At 57.9% G+C, this 15,014-nt stretch carries 16 protein-coding genes and 1 tRNA gene; 6 read left to right on the top strand and 11 right to left on the bottom strand.

Features of this window, described 5'->3' with window-relative positions; genetic code table 11:
- Positions 1-135 precede the first annotated feature (135 nt).
- Complete coding sequence (locus QC815_RS08660) at positions 136-663, bottom strand: HPP family protein (RefSeq protein ID WP_230446807.1); 528 nt, start codon at positions 661-663, stop codon at positions 136-138.
- Positions 664-889: 226 nt separating this feature from the next.
- Here QC815_RS08660 and QC815_RS08655 point away from each other — a divergent pair, with 226 nt between their 5' ends.
- Positions 890-1,666 (top strand): DUF3750 domain-containing protein, encoded by a 777-nt coding sequence (locus tag QC815_RS08655; RefSeq protein WP_230446808.1) that lies wholly within the window; start codon positions 890-892, stop codon positions 1,664-1,666.
- Complete coding sequence (locus QC815_RS08650) at positions 1,620-2,069, top strand: RES family NAD+ phosphorylase (protein WP_268902715.1); 450 nt, start codon at positions 1,620-1,622, stop codon at positions 2,067-2,069. The genes QC815_RS08655 and QC815_RS08650 overlap by 47 nt, the downstream gene beginning before the upstream one ends.
- Positions 2,070-2,077: 8 nt before the next feature.
- Here the strand turns inward: QC815_RS08650 and mntR are convergent, their stop codons facing one another.
- The 4 genes from mntR to QC815_RS08630 form a co-directional block, all read right to left on the bottom strand.
- Positions 2,078-2,554 carry a manganese-binding transcriptional regulator MntR gene (mntR, locus tag QC815_RS08645; RefSeq protein WP_230446810.1) on the bottom strand — a complete coding sequence of 159 codons (477 nt, stop codon included), beginning with the start codon at positions 2,552-2,554 and terminating at the stop codon, positions 2,078-2,080.
- A 128-nt stretch (positions 2,555-2,682) separates the two neighbouring features.
- Positions 2,683-4,236, bottom strand: coding sequence for a cation:proton antiporter domain-containing protein (locus QC815_RS08640; protein WP_309768052.1), 1,554 nt, complete (start codon positions 4,234-4,236; stop codon positions 2,683-2,685).
- A 30-nt stretch (positions 4,237-4,266) separates the two neighbouring features.
- Positions 4,267-4,716: an ion channel gene (locus tag QC815_RS08635; protein WP_309768050.1), complete on the bottom strand. Its 450-nt coding sequence runs from the start codon at positions 4,714-4,716 to the stop codon at positions 4,267-4,269.
- Between the two features lie 64 nt (positions 4,717-4,780).
- On the bottom strand, positions 4,781-6,175 hold the full coding sequence (locus tag QC815_RS08630; protein WP_309768049.1) for a GntP family permease: 1,395 nt from the start codon (positions 6,173-6,175) through the stop codon (positions 4,781-4,783).
- A 199-nt stretch (positions 6,176-6,374) separates the two neighbouring features.
- Between QC815_RS08630 and QC815_RS08625 the strand changes: the two genes are divergently transcribed.
- Both QC815_RS08625 and QC815_RS08620 read left to right on the top strand, forming a co-directional pair.
- Entirely contained in the window at positions 6,375-7,721 is a 1,347-nt protein-coding gene (locus tag QC815_RS08625; protein WP_230446814.1) for a Na+/H+ antiporter family protein, read from the top strand.
- A gap of 122 nt (positions 7,722-7,843) precedes the next feature.
- Positions 7,844-8,530: a type 1 glutamine amidotransferase domain-containing protein gene (locus QC815_RS08620; protein WP_230446815.1), complete on the top strand. Its 687-nt coding sequence runs from the start codon at positions 7,844-7,846 to the stop codon at positions 8,528-8,530.
- A gap of 125 nt (positions 8,531-8,655) precedes the next feature.
- On the opposite strand, the gene QC815_RS08615 is transcribed toward QC815_RS08620, so the two are convergent.
- The 4 genes from QC815_RS08615 to QC815_RS08600 form a co-directional block, all read right to left on the bottom strand.
- Positions 8,656-9,390 carry an RNA methyltransferase gene (locus tag QC815_RS08615; protein WP_230446908.1) on the bottom strand — a complete coding sequence of 245 codons (735 nt, stop codon included), beginning with the start codon at positions 9,388-9,390 and terminating at the stop codon, positions 8,656-8,658.
- Between the two features lie 127 nt (positions 9,391-9,517).
- Positions 9,518-11,161 carry a chaperonin GroEL gene (groL, locus tag QC815_RS08610; protein WP_230446816.1) on the bottom strand — a complete coding sequence of 548 codons (1,644 nt, stop codon included), beginning with the start codon at positions 11,159-11,161 and terminating at the stop codon, positions 9,518-9,520.
- A 62-nt stretch (positions 11,162-11,223) separates the two neighbouring features.
- Complete coding sequence (locus QC815_RS08605; RefSeq protein ID WP_027335617.1) at positions 11,224-11,517, bottom strand: co-chaperone GroES; 294 nt, start codon at positions 11,515-11,517, stop codon at positions 11,224-11,226.
- 234 nt (positions 11,518-11,751) lie between these two features.
- Positions 11,752-12,258 carry an FxsA family protein gene (locus QC815_RS08600; RefSeq protein ID WP_309768044.1) on the bottom strand — a complete coding sequence of 169 codons (507 nt, stop codon included), beginning with the start codon at positions 12,256-12,258 and terminating at the stop codon, positions 11,752-11,754.
- 181 nt (positions 12,259-12,439) lie between these two features.
- Between QC815_RS08600 and QC815_RS08595 the strand changes: the two genes are divergently transcribed.
- Positions 12,440-13,201, top strand: coding sequence for an SDR family oxidoreductase (locus QC815_RS08595; RefSeq protein WP_309768042.1), 762 nt, complete (start codon positions 12,440-12,442; stop codon positions 13,199-13,201).
- A 26-nt stretch (positions 13,202-13,227) separates the two neighbouring features.
- Here QC815_RS08595 and QC815_RS08590 read toward each other — a convergent pair whose 3' ends face one another.
- Both QC815_RS08590 and QC815_RS08585 read right to left on the bottom strand, forming a co-directional pair.
- Positions 13,228-13,860: a hypothetical protein gene (locus QC815_RS08590; protein WP_230446819.1), complete on the bottom strand. Its 633-nt coding sequence runs from the start codon at positions 13,858-13,860 to the stop codon at positions 13,228-13,230.
- 223 nt (positions 13,861-14,083) lie between these two features.
- A tRNA-Leu gene (locus QC815_RS08585) sits at positions 14,084-14,168 on the bottom strand.
- Positions 14,169-14,244: 76 nt separating this feature from the next.
- Here QC815_RS08585 and QC815_RS08580 point away from each other — a divergent pair.
- Positions 14,245-14,958 (top strand): ComF family protein, encoded by a 714-nt coding sequence (locus tag QC815_RS08580; RefSeq protein ID WP_230446820.1) that lies wholly within the window; start codon positions 14,245-14,247, stop codon positions 14,956-14,958.
- The last annotated feature ends 56 nt before the right edge of the window (positions 14,959-15,014 follow it).

Below are 15,014 nucleotides of genomic sequence, written 5' to 3'. Positions count from 1 at the left end.
TGCTGGACAGTATAAACCACCCGTGGGGTATGTTAAGTGCTCAGTCCTCTGAAGCATCACGAGTATGCGTTGAGTCAATGTTGGTAAGGTGGTGGGGGGGCAAAAGCGGGGCGCTTCCAGTCAGTCCAACTGAGGTTACCAGTAGCGTGGGTAGCGCCGGTGGCGCGCCAGGTTGTTGATCAGGATGGCAACTACCAGCATGATTAAGCAGCCTATCCCAATCGGCACCAGGGGAAACCACCAGCCCAGGGCGTGCACGTTGTCGCCGCCGGCAACGGCAATTAGCGCTGCGGCGGCCCCCGGCGGGTGCACCGTATGGGTAAGCTGCATGACCAGAATGGATAATGACACGGCCAGCGCCATGGCCATCGGTGTCGCCCCCAGCCATTGGTAACAGCCCACACCCACGGCGGCTGACAGCATGCTGCCAAACAGCACGTGGCTGGGCTGGGCAAACGGGCTTTCCGGCGCCGCGTATATGAGTACCGAGGTGGCGCCAAACGAGCCGACAATCAGCAGTTCATTGGAGAGCCAGCCCGCGCTTAACCAGCAAATAAGCGCCATGCCGCTAAAGGCCCCCAGCCACGACCAGAAGGCATCCTGCCAACCGACAAAAGGTCGTCGGGTGCGTTCGCCACGCATTTTCCCCAGGTAGGTTTTCATTGGGCACCTTGTTGCATCAAAAGAGTGCAGATAATGACAAGTTGCACCACGCTATAGCAAGTGAGCGATTTGCATTCAGCAATGAAACGACGTCATGACGTTAATTAGCCACGCTTTCCTGGCCCTTGCGTGTGAACCGCGTTTAGATCAGCGCCTCGATTTGTGCTCAGCGCCGGGTTAGGTTATTTACCGAACCCAATGGGGCCGATGTCAATCGAGGTCAGAGATGAAGCAAACGCTAGCGGCATTTGCACGCTGGGTGGCCGTATTGGTCGTCATGTTGACGGTGCTGCTGGCCGGGCCTGTCTGGATGTTGGCCAGCGACCAGATCGTTACTGAAGGCCACTGGTCGGCGCTTGACCGTTCGTCTGCCGCGATTGCCCCAGCTCCCGAGGAGGTCTCGGAGGCGGTGGTTCAGGTTTACGCCGCCCGCGCTTACAACTGGCGTGGAGCTTTCGGGGTGCATATCTGGATTGCCACCAAGGCGCAAAATGCCGACTACTACCGTTTGCACCAGGTATTGAGCTGGCGGCGCCCCACGGTGGTGTCGTCGATAGACACACCCGACCGCTCATGGTTTGGCAACGCGCCCGAACTGCTGGTGGATTATCGCGGCGACCAGGCCCAGCAGATGATTCCCCAGATTGCCGATGCCGCGTCCCGCTTTCCCTACGCTGATCTCTACCGCGTGTGGCCGGGCCCCAACAGCAACAGCTTTATTGCCTGGGTGGCCCGCGAGGTTCCGGGTTTCGACGTATCGCTGCCGGTCACGGCCGTGGGCAAGGACTATCTGTTTGACGCTGTGTTGGCGCCAACTCCCAGCGGTACCGGGTATCAGCTGTCGCTAGGCGGTATCGTGGGAGTGCTGGTGGCACTGGAAGAGGGTATCGAAGTCAACATTCTGGGGCTGGGCATCGGCGTCGACCTCATGCGTCCGGCGTTGAAACTGCCGGGGATTGGACGCCTGGGCATGCCGGCTCGCGTCATGGGCAATCACCAGTAAGCACGGCTATCGCGCGAACGCCGCCATCAGCGAGGTGAAATACTACCAGCAAGCCTACTGGGAGAAGGTGTCGTCGCTGCGCTATGAGCGGTTTGTGTTTAGAGGCTTGAAGTGCGTATTTGATGAAGCGGGGTGTCGGGACGCGACCCGGTTGGCACGCACGCATGCCATTTATCGACCCGACGACTATCAGGTGTCCCGAGCGTTAGGCGCAGCCCTGCGCAAAGAAGAAGGGGTGGGGCTGCGTTATCATTCGGTGCGTCATGCCGGTGCCACCTGCTGGGCGCTGAGGACGCCGCGCCAGGTCATCGACATTGTTCAGACGACCCACCTGGAAATGATCTGGAACGGCGCCATTGCCCAGGTCAACCGGCTTTCCGCAGTACCGGCACCGCCCCGATAGCGTCCCTGTTACGGCTGATGCGACTCGGTAAAGCGCTGCATGATGGTCAGGGTTTCATCGCTGACGTGATGCTCCATGCCCTCGGCGTCGATGCGGGCGGTGGTATCACGAACCCCAAGCGCGCGCAGAAAATGCAGCACGATATCGTGACGCGCCCGCGATGTTTCGGCCATTCGTTGGCCTTCCTCGGTCAGGAACAGCGAGCGGTAGGGGCGGCTCGTTACCAGGCCCAGCTCGTTCAGGCGGCGGATCATTTTCGACACGGTGGCCTGGCTGACCGCCATGCGGCTGGCAATGTCGGCCGCGCGTGCCTCGCCGCGATGGCGCAGAAGATCACCGATCAGCTCTACGTAGTCTTCGATAAGTTCAGTTTCGTGAGCATTGCGCACGGTTTCGTACTGCTGTGCATGCTGCTCGACAGGCGGCAGCGCATCACCGCTCTGGCGCGAAGTAGGAGGCAATGGCTGCTGTTCGTGATCGCTCATAATGGCTATATAGGTTGGCTATATCAGAGTGAGTAAAAACGTTGATTAGCATGGTAGCGTATTTTGCGGAATAATTGTTAGCAAAGGCTAAACTATTTGCATGGTGCTTTTTTGTTGAGTTAACCCCTTCAAAACCTGATTGGCGCAGTAGACTGTAGGTTTTCCCAGGTTTTTTCGGCGATACCGATACCGGCACCAGCCATTAGCAAATAGGTTTGGTCAGCGCCGGCCGCCATCAAGGGGGCTTCTTCATCGGGATAGTTGATACCGGCAATGATCGTGCCTTTGAACCCTGCCTTGCGCAGCTGGCGCGTGGCAAACAGCTTGCTTTCGGTATTGGGTGTTGCCAGCATCACGGCTTCCAGGGCGTTAATATCCAAGTGTGACCAGAAAGAGACGTCTTCCACATCGGCATACCGTATGTCGCGCTGGGAAGCCGCTACCTTGTTCGGATCGGAATCAATTCCCACTACCCGAAGATGGTTCTCGACAAAAAAGTCGTAGGCGGCACTGCCGGTCCGGCCCATGCCAATCACCATCATTTTGGCATCCCCCAGGGTGACGGGCTGCTCATCGGGATGGCGTAAATGTCGCTCAAAGCGGGTCAGGCGCGCCTCAAAACGATCAAACAGGGCGTGGGCGACGCGGTTGAGCGGTGCGGAGATGATAAATGAAAACGCCACTGTCAGCGCCAGCGGTACCAACCACTCTTCCAGGATGCTGGACGCCACGATCAGGCCGAACTCGCTGTAGGCTGTGAGGCTAAGGCCCCCCAGAAATGCGCTACGGGCGCGAACCTTGAAGACAATCAGCAGGGCAAAGAACAGTGCGGCTTTCAGTGGCAGCAGTAGCGCCATGACGCCCGCGAAGATCAGCGCGCTGGTGTCGGGCAGGCCCGACATGCCTATCTGCAGGAAAAAACTGATCAACAGGATTTCCTTGAGCCCCCACAGCGCCTTGGACATTTCCTGGGCGCGTGGATGTTTGGCCAGTAATAGCCCCATCACCAGGGCACCCACTTCGCCGCTGAGCCCTACGACATCAAACCCCATGCCGCCGATGGCAATGGCCAGTACCGCCCCCATCAGCACCAGCATTTCATCGTGCTGGGCAATGCTCATCAGCCAGTAAAGCACCGGCCGTAGTAGCGGCAGGGCCAGGATCCACAGTGCCCACCAGGAGGGAGACTGGCCGCTGTAAATGCTGATGGCGGCCAATGCCACCAGGTCCTGGATAATAAGGATGCCGATCGCCAGTCGCCCATGCAGCGCCCGTAATTCTCTTTTGCTTTCGAGCACCTTGGCTGCCAGTACCGTGCTTGAAAACGATAGCGCAATGGACAGCAGAATGGCGGTATCGAGCGCCAGGCCCATAAAAACCACGAAGCCGGCGGTGAAAATAAAGGTGGTGATGCTGAGATGAATAAAAGCGCTGCCCAACACGGCGGGTTCGACGAGGTTTCTAAGGTTGAGTTTCAAGCCGATGGTGAAGAGCAGCAGCAATACGCCCAGATGCGCTAGGTGTTCGAGCAACGGGCCGGCCTCGGTCGGTAAACCCAGGTAGGGTCCGGCAAAGTTCATTGCAAAACCGGCCGTTAAAAAACCCACCAGAGGTGGCAGGCTGAGTTGGCGAGCGGCAATCCCGAAGATAAAGGCAAACGATAAAATAATGACTTCAAACATGCACAATCCCTAGCATATGAAACGGACGGGTTATTTTCTTACTCGCCAATGTTTTTGCATTTCAACAAAGGTGAATGACGCTGACCATGTGATCAATACGAAACCGGTGAGCGCCAGAGTGCCATATAGGAAACGAATTGGTCCGGTGGCATAAATGTCCCCGTACCCCACCGTGGTGTAGGTGACGGCCGCAAAGAAGATATGATCCAGCAGGTTGAAAGCGCTATAGCCGTTCAGCGCGCCGATGCCTTTCAGCTCGGCCAGCCACCACCCCGTGAGACCGAACAGCCAGATTTCGGCGATGTGGGTCATCAGTACGCCGAACGCCATGGCCAGAATGCGTTGACGGTGAGGCCTGTGTAACCGCTCGATCTGGCGGGAAATAAGCCAGAGGGCTTCGTAGTGCAGCAGAACCGCGAGCACAACGGCAATAGACGTGGTGATGACCACCACGACGTGTTCAGGGTACGGAATGGTCACGAAAAGCTGGGCCCGTGGTTGCAAACGCTGGTTTTGGGTTAACTATCTCATGCGCGCGGTTATTTTAGAAGCTGCCGAACAGCGTGCCCAGGGTGATCACGCTCACCAGCGCGGCGATGGGCAGCACGATCGTGACCATTGCCACGTTGCCGTAGGCCTTTCGGTGAGTGAGCCCGCAAATGGTCAGTAGCGTTATCACCGCGCCGGAATGCGGCAGGGTATCCATGCCCCCGGCGGCCAGCGTGGCAACGCGATGCATGAGTTCGGGGTCGATACCGGCCGCCTGCGCCATCGCCAGGTATTCGCCGCCCAGAGTCTCCAGCGCAATCGACAGGCCCCCCGACGACGAGCCGGTAATACCCGACAGTACGCTCATTGCCAGCGCCTCTGAAATCAGCGGATTACCCGGCGATGCGTTGAGCACCATATCGCGAATGATGGTGAAGCCCTCGAGGCTGGCAATCACGGCCCCGTAACCGACGACGGAGGCGGTATTGAAAATCGGTAGCAGCGAGTCGACACAGCCGCCGTTAACCGTGTCCTTCAGATCTATCCAGTGTTTCCAGCGGCTGATGACCAGCCATATCGATGCGCTCAGCAGGGCGATCAAGATCGACCACAGGCCGCTCTGCCGGGCGGGCGATACGTTGGCGAATTCATCGCTGATAAAGCTCAGATCCATCGACGGGAAAACAAGGTAAGTGAGCAGGCCATTCAGGCCGATCACCATGATCAATGGTATCAGCGCCGTGGTTAACCGCATGGCGGGCGGCGAACCCTGGGTGTCGCTGTCATCCGTCTCGCGTTCTTTATGCAGGCCGTAGCCCTCATTCAGTGCGGCCGCCCGTTTCACCCGGGATTGCAGGTAGGCCATCCCCAGCCCGAGCATTACGAGTCCGGCGATGATCCCAAGGCCCGGAGCGGCAAAGCTGTTGGTGGCGTAATAAGGAATGGGAATCGCGTTTTGAATGGCCGGGGTGCCGGGTAGGGCGGTCATGGTAAAAGTAAACGAGCCCAGTGCGATGGCGCCTGGAATCAGCCGTTTGGGAATATCGGTGCGGCGGAATAATTCGCGGCTGATGGGGTAAATGGCAAACGCCACGACAAATAACGAAACGCCGCCGTAGGTAAGAATGGCGCAGGCCAGCACGACCGTCAGTACCACATGGCGGGTGCCCAACTTGTTGACGATGCCGTTGGCGATGGATTGAGCCGCGCCGGAATCCGACATTAGCTGCCCAAACAGGGCGCCCAGAAAGAACAGCGGAAAAAACTGAATGGTAAAACTGCCGAGGGCCCCCATGAAGGTGTCGGTATACATCGGCAGCAAAAAGGCGGCTTCACCCGAGAGCATGACCGCCAGCGCCGCCATCAGCGGGGCGAGCAGCAGGACCGTCAGCCCACGGTAGGCAAGAAAGATGAGCAGCAACAGCGAAATGACAATGGCAAAGGTGCTCATGAGCGCTCCCGAGCAGCATGAAGGTTAGTTAATCCATAATGCAGGATACCAACATAGCAGGCATCGTGTTGCATGGCAGCAATCCCGGTAGGTGGGTTTTGGTGTTATATCGGGTAAATAGCCCCGCAAATGGCGATTTTCTCTGATAAAATCCCGCGTTTTCTTGCTTACCACTTCACTGCCTTTGCTAGGAAGCTTCATGAACGCCGTAATTATCGCCGTGCTTGTGATGGTCGCGCTCTCGTTAGCGCGGGTGTCGGTTGTATTCGCCCTTATCGTGGGCGCGTTAGTGGGAGGGCTCGTGGGTGGGCTCTCACTGGATCAGACGCTCGAAGCGTTCAACGACGGGGTGGGCGGCGGCGCTCAGGTGGCGCTGGCCTACGCGACCCTGGGCGCGTTCGCCGTGGCGATTTCCCGCTCCGGGCTGCCGGACATGCTGGCCAACGTGTTGATCAGGATGCTCGGCAAAGAAACCAACGCGGCGCATCATGATCGCGTGAAGTGGGTGCTGCTCGCGGCGGTCGTGCTGGTCGCGATCATGTCGCAGAATGCCATTCCCGTGCATATTGCCTTTATCCCGGTACTGATTCCGCCGCTGTTGGCGGTCATGAACCGACTAGGTCTTGACCGTCGCGCGGTGGCCTGTGCGCTTACCTTCGGCCTGACGGCCCCTTACATGCTCTTGCCCGTTGGCTTTGGCGCGATCTTTCTCAACGATATCCTGCTGGCCAACCTGAATAGCGCCGGCGAGCCGCTGGGCCTGGAAATCTCTCGCGAGATGCTGCCCATGGCCATGGCGATACCTGTCGGCGGGATGCTGGTGGGGTTGGTCGTGGCGTTGACCTTCAGCTATCGCGGCCGTCGCGACTATGCGGCCAAGCCGCTAGCCAATACCTCGGCAGAGCATTCAGCCACGCCCGCCAAGCCACACACGCTTGGACTGATCATGTCGGGTGTCGCCATTGTCGCGGCCCTCGGGCTTCAGCTTTATAGCGGCTCGATGATACTGGGTGGTCTGGTGGGCATCGGGCTGCTGTCGCTGGGTGGCATCTTCAAATGGCGCGAGGCCGATGACTTGTTTACCAGCGGGATGCGCATGATGGCGCTGATCGGTTTTATCATGATTTCCGCGGCCGGCTTTGCGGAGGTCATGAAAACCACTGGCGATATCGACACGCTGGTCGCTGGCGCTGTCGACCTGTTCGGTGATAACCGCGGCCTGGCCGCACTGGTCATGTTGCTGGTTGGCTTGTTCATCACGCTTGGCATCGGCTCGTCGTTTTCGACGATTCCCATCATTGCCGCCATCTTCGTGCCGCTCGCCGTTCAGTTCGGCTTTTCGCCCATGGCGACCGTGGTGCTGGTCGGCACCGCGGCGGCCCTGGGGGATGCGGGCTCGCCGGCATCCGACTCGACGCTTGGACCAACTGCGGGGCTGAACGTGGATGGTCAGCACGATCATATGTGGGACAGCGTGGTGCCTACCTTCCTGCACTACAACCTGCCGCTGATTGGCTTCGGCTGGCTGGCGGCGATGACGCTGTAGGCCGAATCTGACGATGTCAGCGCCGCTGAAATACGAGACGGCTTGCAACCCGGTGAATCTGCCCCCACCTAAGGTAGGTGACATTCGAAGCGATCCAAGGCTTCACCGTTAGGAGATAATTGATGAGCAAGCGTATTCTGGTAGTACTGACGTCGCATGATCAGCTGGGCGATACTGGCGAAAAGACCGGTTTTTGGCTGGAAGAGCTCGCCGCGCCTTACTATGTGTTCAAGGACACAGGCGCCAAGGTGACCCTGGCGTCACCCAAGGGTGGCCAGCCGCCGCTGGATCCGAAAAGCGACGCGGAAGATAGCCAAACCGATGAAACGCGGCGCTTCAAGCAGGATGAACAGGCCAACGCTGCCCTGGCGGCCACGCATCGCCTGAGCGATATGAGCGCAGATGACTTCGATGCGGTGTTTTACCCGGGTGGCCATGGCCCGCTTTGGGACCTGGTCAACGACCAAGATTCCATCAAGCTGATCGAGACCTTTATCGAACAGAACAAGCCCGTGGCGTCGGTGTGCCATGCGCCTATCGTGCTGGTCAACGCCAAGAGCGCCAATGGCGAACCCCTGGTGAAAGGCCGCGAAGTGACCGGCTTTACCAATGGAGAAGAGGAAGCGGTGGGCCTGACCAAGATTGTGCCGCATCTTGTCGAAGATGCGCTGCAGCAATGCGGCGGCATCTACAGCAAGGCCGACGACTTTACGCCCTACGTGCGTGAAGACGGCCAGCTGATCACCGGGCAAAACCCGCCTTCCTCTGCCGCGACGGCGGAAGCACTCATCGGCTGGCTGGCGCGTTAAACCGCACGCGATACGCAGTCGATACACGAAAACGGCGGGCATTGCCCGCCGTTTTTTATTGCGCGTTTATCGGCCGAGAGGCCAGAGAAGCGACCATCCAGGCGACCAACCGGTGGAGCGATGCATTACCGTTCGGGGAGGTGTGACTCAAGTGAGCTGAGCAAGCCGCGCAATAGCGAAAGCTCTTTGCGACTTGGCTGGGCGCGCGTAAACAGCGCCTGCAGCTGCTCTTCGGTGCGCGCATGCGGCTGGGTGATAAAGCCGCTTTGCTGCATGAGGCGACCTAGATGCGCCTGAAAGTGGGTCATTTGCTCGCGGCTGGGTGGCGTGCTTTCAACTGGCTGTTGATAGGCGAAGTCGCTGTCGTCGCGCTTGCGCCAGGCACGGTGCACTTCATAGGCGAGTATCTGAACCGCCTGGGACAGATTCAGAATGCCATAGTCAGGGTTGGCCGGGATGCTGACCTGATGGGTACAGCAGCGGATTTCATCATTGGTCAACCCGGAACGTTCGCGGCCAAACACGAGTGCCACCGGCGCTTGCTGTGCATTCTTTGTCACCGCCTGGGCCATGTCGTCGGGCTCTTCGAAATGCGGTAGGGGAAGGCTACGTAGCCGTGCACTGGCGCCTACTACCTGAATGCAGTCACTCACCGCTTCGTCAAGCCGGGTAACGACCCGGGCGTTGTCGATGACGTCGGTCGCCCCGGCGGCAAGGCGGGTGGCTTCCTCGTCGGGAAATTGACGTGGGTTGACCAGTACCAGGTTCGTCAACCCCATGGTTTTCATGGCCCGGGCAGTGGCGCCAATATTACCTGGATGGAAGGTTTGCACCAGCACAATGCGAATGTTGGAAAGCACGGTGATAAGACAGCCTGAATAGCGAATGGAAAACGATGATTTTACCATGCTTTAACGACAAGAACCCCGCACAGGGCGGGGTTCTTGATGACGGCTAACCGTCAGAGCGATAAGGCTCGGGGGGCAATTACATCATGCCGCCCATACCACCCATTCCGCCCATGCCGCCCATATCCGGCGCGGCTTCTTTCTCGTCCGGATCGTCGGCGATCATGCACTCGGTGGTGATCATCAGGCCGGCAACGGAGCCCGCAGACTGCAGCGCGGAACGCGTTACCTTGGCCGGATCGAGAACACCCATTTCGAACAGGTCGCCGAATTCGCCGGTCTGCGCGTTGTAACCGAAGTTGCCTTCAGCGTCTTTCACGCGGTTGATGACGACAGCGGGTTCTTCGCCAGCGTTGCTGACGATTTGACGCAGCGGCGACTGCAGGGCGCGCAGCGCCATGTTGATGCCGTGGTTCTGGTCTTCGTTATCACCGGTCAGGCCCTGTACCTTGGCCATGACGCGAACCAGTGCGGTACCACCACCCGGCACAACGCCTTCTTCAACGGCGGCGCGAGTCGAATGCAGCGCATCTTCAACGCGTGCCTTCTTCTCTTTCATCTCGACTTCGGTGGCCGCACCGACGCGGATAACCGCAACGCCGCCAGCCAGCTTGGCGACACGCTCTTGCAGCTTCTCTTTGTCGTAGTCGGAAGACGTATCTTCGATCTGGGTGCGAATCTGGCCCACACGGGCTTCGATATCGGCTTCAACCCCAGCGCCGTCGATGATGGTGGTGTTTTCCTTGGTCATCGTCATGCGCTTGGCGGTACCCAGGTGATCCAGGTTTGCCTGCTCGAGAGTCAGACCGACTTCTTCAGAAATCACGGTGCCGTTGGTGAGGATCGCGATATCCTGAAGCATTGCCTTGCGACGATCGCCAAAGCCGGGCGCCTTGGTGGCCGCTACTTTCACGATGCCACGCATGTTGTTGACGACCAGCGTAGCCAGCGCTTCGCCTTCGATGTCTTCGGCAACGATGGCAAGCGGCTTGCCTTGCTTGGCAACGGCTTCGAGTACCGGCAGCAGCTCACGGATGTTGGAGATCTTCTTATCCACTAGCAGGATGTAAGGATCTTCCAGTTCAACCGACATGGTGTCTTGGTTGGTGACGAAGTAGGGCGACAGGTAGCCACGGTCGAACTGCATGCCTTCAACGACTTCCAGTTCGTCTTCGAAGCCGCGACCTTCATCAACGGTGATGACGCCTTCTTTACCGACTTTTTCCATCGCCTCGGCAATGATCTCGCCGATACGCTTGTCGCCGTTGGCAGAGATGGTGCCTACCTGGGCAATGGACTTGGTGTCGGTGCAGGGCACGGACATCGCCTGGATTTCCTTGACCGCTGCCGTGACGGCATGGTCGATCCCGCGCTTGAGATCCATTGGGTTCATGCCGGCGGTAACGCCTTTCAGGCCTTCCGCAATGATGGCCTGGGCCAGCACGGTTGCGGTGGTCGTACCGTCACCTGCAACGTCAGACGTTTGCGAAGCGACTTCCTTGACCATCTGAGCGCCCATGTTCTCGAACTTGTCTTTGAGTTCGATTTCCTTGGCGACCGATACACCATCTTTAGTGACGGTAGGCGCGCCAAAGGATTTCTCGAGAACGACGTTGCGTCCTTTCGGGCCCAGGGTAACTTTTACTGCGTTGGCGAGAACGTCAACACCGCGCGCCATGCGCTTGCGAGCATCATCGGAAAACTTGACTTGTTTAGCTGCCATGTTCGTTACTTCCTAATAAAATTCAAAAAAATGGGAAAGTAAGTAAGCGGTCGAGGCGATGATTAGCCTTCGACAACCGCCAGAATATCGGCTTCGCTCATGATCAAGACTTCTTCGCCGTCGATTTTCTGTTTTTCAACGCCGAAGCCGTCTTTAAAGATCACGCTGTCGCCAACTTTCACGTCGAGAGGGCGAACATCACCGCTTTCTAGAATGCGACCATTGCCTACGGCCAGTACTTCACCACGAGTCGGCTTTTCCTGCGCATTGCCCGGAAGCACGATGCCGCCAGCGGTTTTCTGCTCTTCTTCCACGCGACGGACGACGACGCGATCGTGCAAAGGACGGATATTCATGCTCACGTTCTCCTAAGTATCGTCAAGGCCCTATTCAGGGCGGTTAATGTTGATGGTTTTCGTGGGCATAGCCCGCGAAAAATGAAGACACGATGTCTTCGCTGTTAATGGCAACCACTTAATATTGAAGCGATTGCCGAACTTGTGTGCTGCCTCAAAAATGGGGGCTGCGGGTAACCTTTCAAGGGGGGATGAACAAAAAAATCTTGAAGCTTGCAATCTTTGCAAAAACGCTTATCCGCGGTGTCTGGGCTCGTCCCGGCTGATGAAGTCGCCTTCCAGCGGCCCCTGGGGCTGCTCGGATGACGACGCGTCTTCACGCTGACGGTAACCAGCTTCGTTCTGCTGATAGGTGTGTGAGGTGTAAGGCCCGCCCGTGCGCTGGGCAGTGACCTTTAGCCCCAGGGCGGTCAGCAGTTTAAACAGCAGTCGGCGGGCATCGGGTACCAGGCAGGCAAGGCCCAGGGCATCCGATAGAAAGCCGGGCGCCATTAGCAGGGCGCCGCCAAATATCAGTGCCGCACCGGTAAACAGTTCGTTTGAGGGGATTTCGCCTGCCTGCATGCGTTGGCGGGCGCGGGAAAAAGTGGCAACCCCTTCCTTGCGGATAAGATGAAGACCTACCACGCCAGTGCCAATCACCAGCAGCAGGGTGATCAATAAACCAATCTGGTTGCCAATCGAAAACAGAATGACAAAATCAAGCAGCGTGAATAAGGACACAAACACCAGAATAGGCATCACAAACTCCGTTATAGATGTCGCTGTAAATATGGTGACAGTCTGATTGAAAAACAAGGCAAGCAAAATAGCCGTGCTAGCTGTATTGCGCCTTTTGGGGATTGCCGGTTGATAGCCGGCGTGTCAGTTTGAAGGTCTTGGCGATATCGATCTGATAAAGGCTGAACGAGAGGAGCGTTAAATGAAACTGGATGGTCGGGTGATAGCGATAACGGGCGGCGCCCGTGGTTTAGGGTATGCCGTGGCGTTGCGATTGGGGCAGCAAGGGGCGCGGTTGGCATTGATGGATATCAGCGCAGAGGTGCTTGATGAAGCGGTGTCGAAGTTGGCCCGCCAGGGCATTGAGGCTCAGGGCGTGGTAGTGGATGTCGCCGACGAGGTCTCGGTCGTCCAGGCCTTTGCCGATATCGCCGAACGCCAGGGCCCGATCAGCGGGTGCGTCAACAATGCGGGTATCACCGACGATGCGTTGATGGTGAAAGCCAAGGAGGGGCAGGTAGAAGCGCGTATGTCCCTGGCGTCCTGGCAACGGGTTATCGACATCAACCTGACGGGGGTATTCCTTTGCGGGCGTGAGGCAGCGACGCAAATGATCGAGGCTGGTCATGAGGGCGTGATCGTCAATATTTCCAGTATCTCCAAAGCCGGAAATCCGGGGCAGAGCAATTACGCTGCCGCCAAGGCTGGGGTTCATGCCTTGACCGTCACCTGGGCGAGCGAGCTGGCGCGCTACGGCATTCGTACGGGGACGGTGGCACCCGGCTTCGTGGATACCGAAATGACCGCCTCAATGCGGCCCGACATGTTGGAGCGTATTGCCTCGCGGGTGCCGCTGAAACGCCTGGGGGAACCGGATAACATCGCGCAAAGCGTCGCTTTTGTAATGGAAAACGATTACTTCTCAGGGCGAATCATCGAATGTGACGGTGGCTTGCGGCTCTAGGCTCGTGTGGCGTGTCGGCCATCGTGTCAGCGGCGCATTGCCTGGCTATCAATCTGCTCTGCCCAGCGCTTCACTTTACGCCGCTGAAGTCGACTGTTGTGCCGCGTGGTATCGACGCTGATAGGTATCAATGCCTGCTTTGAGGTGTCTGGCTCGTTGAGATAGAACGAGCGTGACGCCCCGATCGGTCTGTCCTCAGAACCATAGATGGCAATGATCCTTATCTCCAGCTGCAGATTGGCTTGATCAAAGATGTCAGGGTTCAGCTCCCAGGAGACGCGAATCTGTTCGGCAATGTCAGCAAAGCGTTGCATGTGCAGGTAGTCGCCCGAGGCAAGCGGCCCCTGATGGCTTCTGACCGATTTCTCCTGCTGTTCGTCTTTTTCTTCCTGATACTCCGCTACATCGACCATGTAGGTGTCTTCCGACGTATGAAGCAGGGCCAGTACATGTTGGATATAGATGGATTCGCTGCTCATGTTGCTGATCAGGCACAGCGCGTTCTGACCCGTGCCGAGCCCCCGATTGATAATGACCCGAGGGCGGCGCTGGCGGACGTAGCTATTATAAAGCAGCTGCGCGTAGAAGAACCAGACGAGGAGCGTCAGTACGCTGGTAATGGCGGAAATCGCCTGGCCATTTTCGTTTAACCATTCCATGGAAGCGTTCCTTTGCCTGCCGGAAGATTATTTTAGGTAGACGCTAAGTTAGTCCACTGCACAGAAAATGCCAGCCGCCCGGTGATAAGGTGTCGGCTATTTAATTAGTGTTTTCTAATATAATGGAGCTAAAAACGCCACCCGGCGCGGGAGATGTGTATAAATGACTATATTAATAACAGGGGGGAATATGAAGCAGACAATTAAGAAAGCCATATTGAATTGGTGCGGATGGGGAGACTTGAACTCCCACGCCTTACGGCACTAGAACCTAAATCTAGCGTGTCTACCAATTCCACCACATCCGCAGAACGGGACGTATACTATCAATGTTGTGCATAAAGTCAATCATAAAGTGGTGCCCGGCCAGGGAAGGAGGCGCTGATGCTGCTGACACGCTGGATGGCCGCCGGAGGTCGCGTGGTGAAGCGCGCGCTACCCGGTTACTGCGCGTTCTGTCTCGACCCGCTGACAGGGGAGGCGAGCTGGTGCCAGGCTTGTTTTGACCAGTTGCCCTGGAATCGTCCTGCATGCCCGCGCTGTGGTGATGCGTTAACCCACCACCAGCAATTCCTGTGCGGGCATTGCGTCAGCAAGCGGCCGGCCTTCGATGCTGCCCACGTGGCCTTGCGTTTTCAGTTTCCCATTAGTGCGCTGGTGCGCGACTTCAAGTTCAATGCCAGACCCCGCGCCGGCATGTTGTTGTGCGAGCTGATGCAGACAAGCCTGCCGTCGCCGCCTTTTGATGCGATACTACCTGTCCCCATGACGCCTGAACGTGCCCGTGAGCGTGGCTTCAACCAGGCTCGATGGCTGGCGGTCGAGCTAGGCCGACGCACGGGGCTGCCGGTGCTGGAAGTGCAGCGCGTCAAGCAGGGGCCTTCGCAGCGCCGCTTGAATCGACAGGCGCGTTTTGCCAACCTGTCCGGGGCGTTCAAGGTCAATGCCTTGCTGCCGGGCTATGTGGCCATTGTCGACGACGTGGTCACCACCGGGGCAACCGCCCATTCGATGGCCTTGGCGCTGCGCCGGGCAGGGGTCGAGCGCGTGGACGTTTGGGCGGCCTCTCGCACCCCGCTAGTGGTTGATCAAGCGTAGCGGCGCTTACGACTATTTCGATGTTAGCTTTCCTTTACCGACTGCTCCTGGAATCA

Origin of the sequence: Vreelandella gomseomensis (assembly GCF_031451645.1) — a bacterium.
GTDB lineage: Bacteria > Pseudomonadota > Gammaproteobacteria > Pseudomonadales > Halomonadaceae > Vreelandella > Vreelandella gomseomensis.
Note: the sequence above shows the minus strand (reverse complement) of the source record. Positions and strands in the feature narration are given on the sequence as shown.

Excerpts from the sequence above, each read along its gene's own strand:
- QC815_RS08660 (WP_230446807.1), bottom strand. The coding sequence starts at position 663 with ATGAAAACCTACCTGGGGAAAATGCGTGGCGAACGCACCCGACGACCT.
- QC815_RS08655 (WP_230446808.1), top strand. The coding sequence starts at position 890 with ATGAAGCAAACGCTAGCGGCATTTGCACGCTGGGTGGCCGTATTGGTC.
- mntR (WP_230446810.1), bottom strand. The coding sequence starts at position 2,554 with ATGAGCGATCACGAACAGCAGCCATTGCCTCCTACTTCGCGCCAGAGC.
- QC815_RS08640 (WP_309768052.1), bottom strand. The coding sequence starts at position 4,236 with ATGTTTGAAGTCATTATTTTATCGTTTGCCTTTATCTTCGGGATTGCC.
- QC815_RS08630 (WP_309768049.1), bottom strand. The coding sequence starts at position 6,175 with ATGAGCACCTTTGCCATTGTCATTTCGCTGTTGCTGCTCATCTTTCTT.
- QC815_RS08625 (WP_230446814.1), top strand. The coding sequence starts at position 6,375 with ATGAACGCCGTAATTATCGCCGTGCTTGTGATGGTCGCGCTCTCGTTA.
- QC815_RS08620 (WP_230446815.1), top strand. The coding sequence starts at position 7,844 with ATGAGCAAGCGTATTCTGGTAGTACTGACGTCGCATGATCAGCTGGGC.
- groL (WP_230446816.1), bottom strand. The coding sequence starts at position 11,161 with ATGGCAGCTAAACAAGTCAAGTTTTCCGATGATGCTCGCAAGCGCATG.
- QC815_RS08605 (WP_027335617.1), bottom strand. The coding sequence starts at position 11,517 with ATGAATATCCGTCCTTTGCACGATCGCGTCGTCGTCCGTCGCGTGGAA.
- QC815_RS08600 (WP_309768044.1), bottom strand. The coding sequence starts at position 12,258 with ATGCCTATTCTGGTGTTTGTGTCCTTATTCACGCTGCTTGATTTTGTC.
- QC815_RS08595 (WP_309768042.1), top strand. The coding sequence starts at position 12,440 with ATGAAACTGGATGGTCGGGTGATAGCGATAACGGGCGGCGCCCGTGGT.
- QC815_RS08590 (WP_230446819.1), bottom strand. The coding sequence starts at position 13,860 with ATGGAATGGTTAAACGAAAATGGCCAGGCGATTTCCGCCATTACCAGC.
- QC815_RS08580 (WP_230446820.1), top strand. The coding sequence starts at position 14,245 with ATGCTGCTGACACGCTGGATGGCCGCCGGAGGTCGCGTGGTGAAGCGC.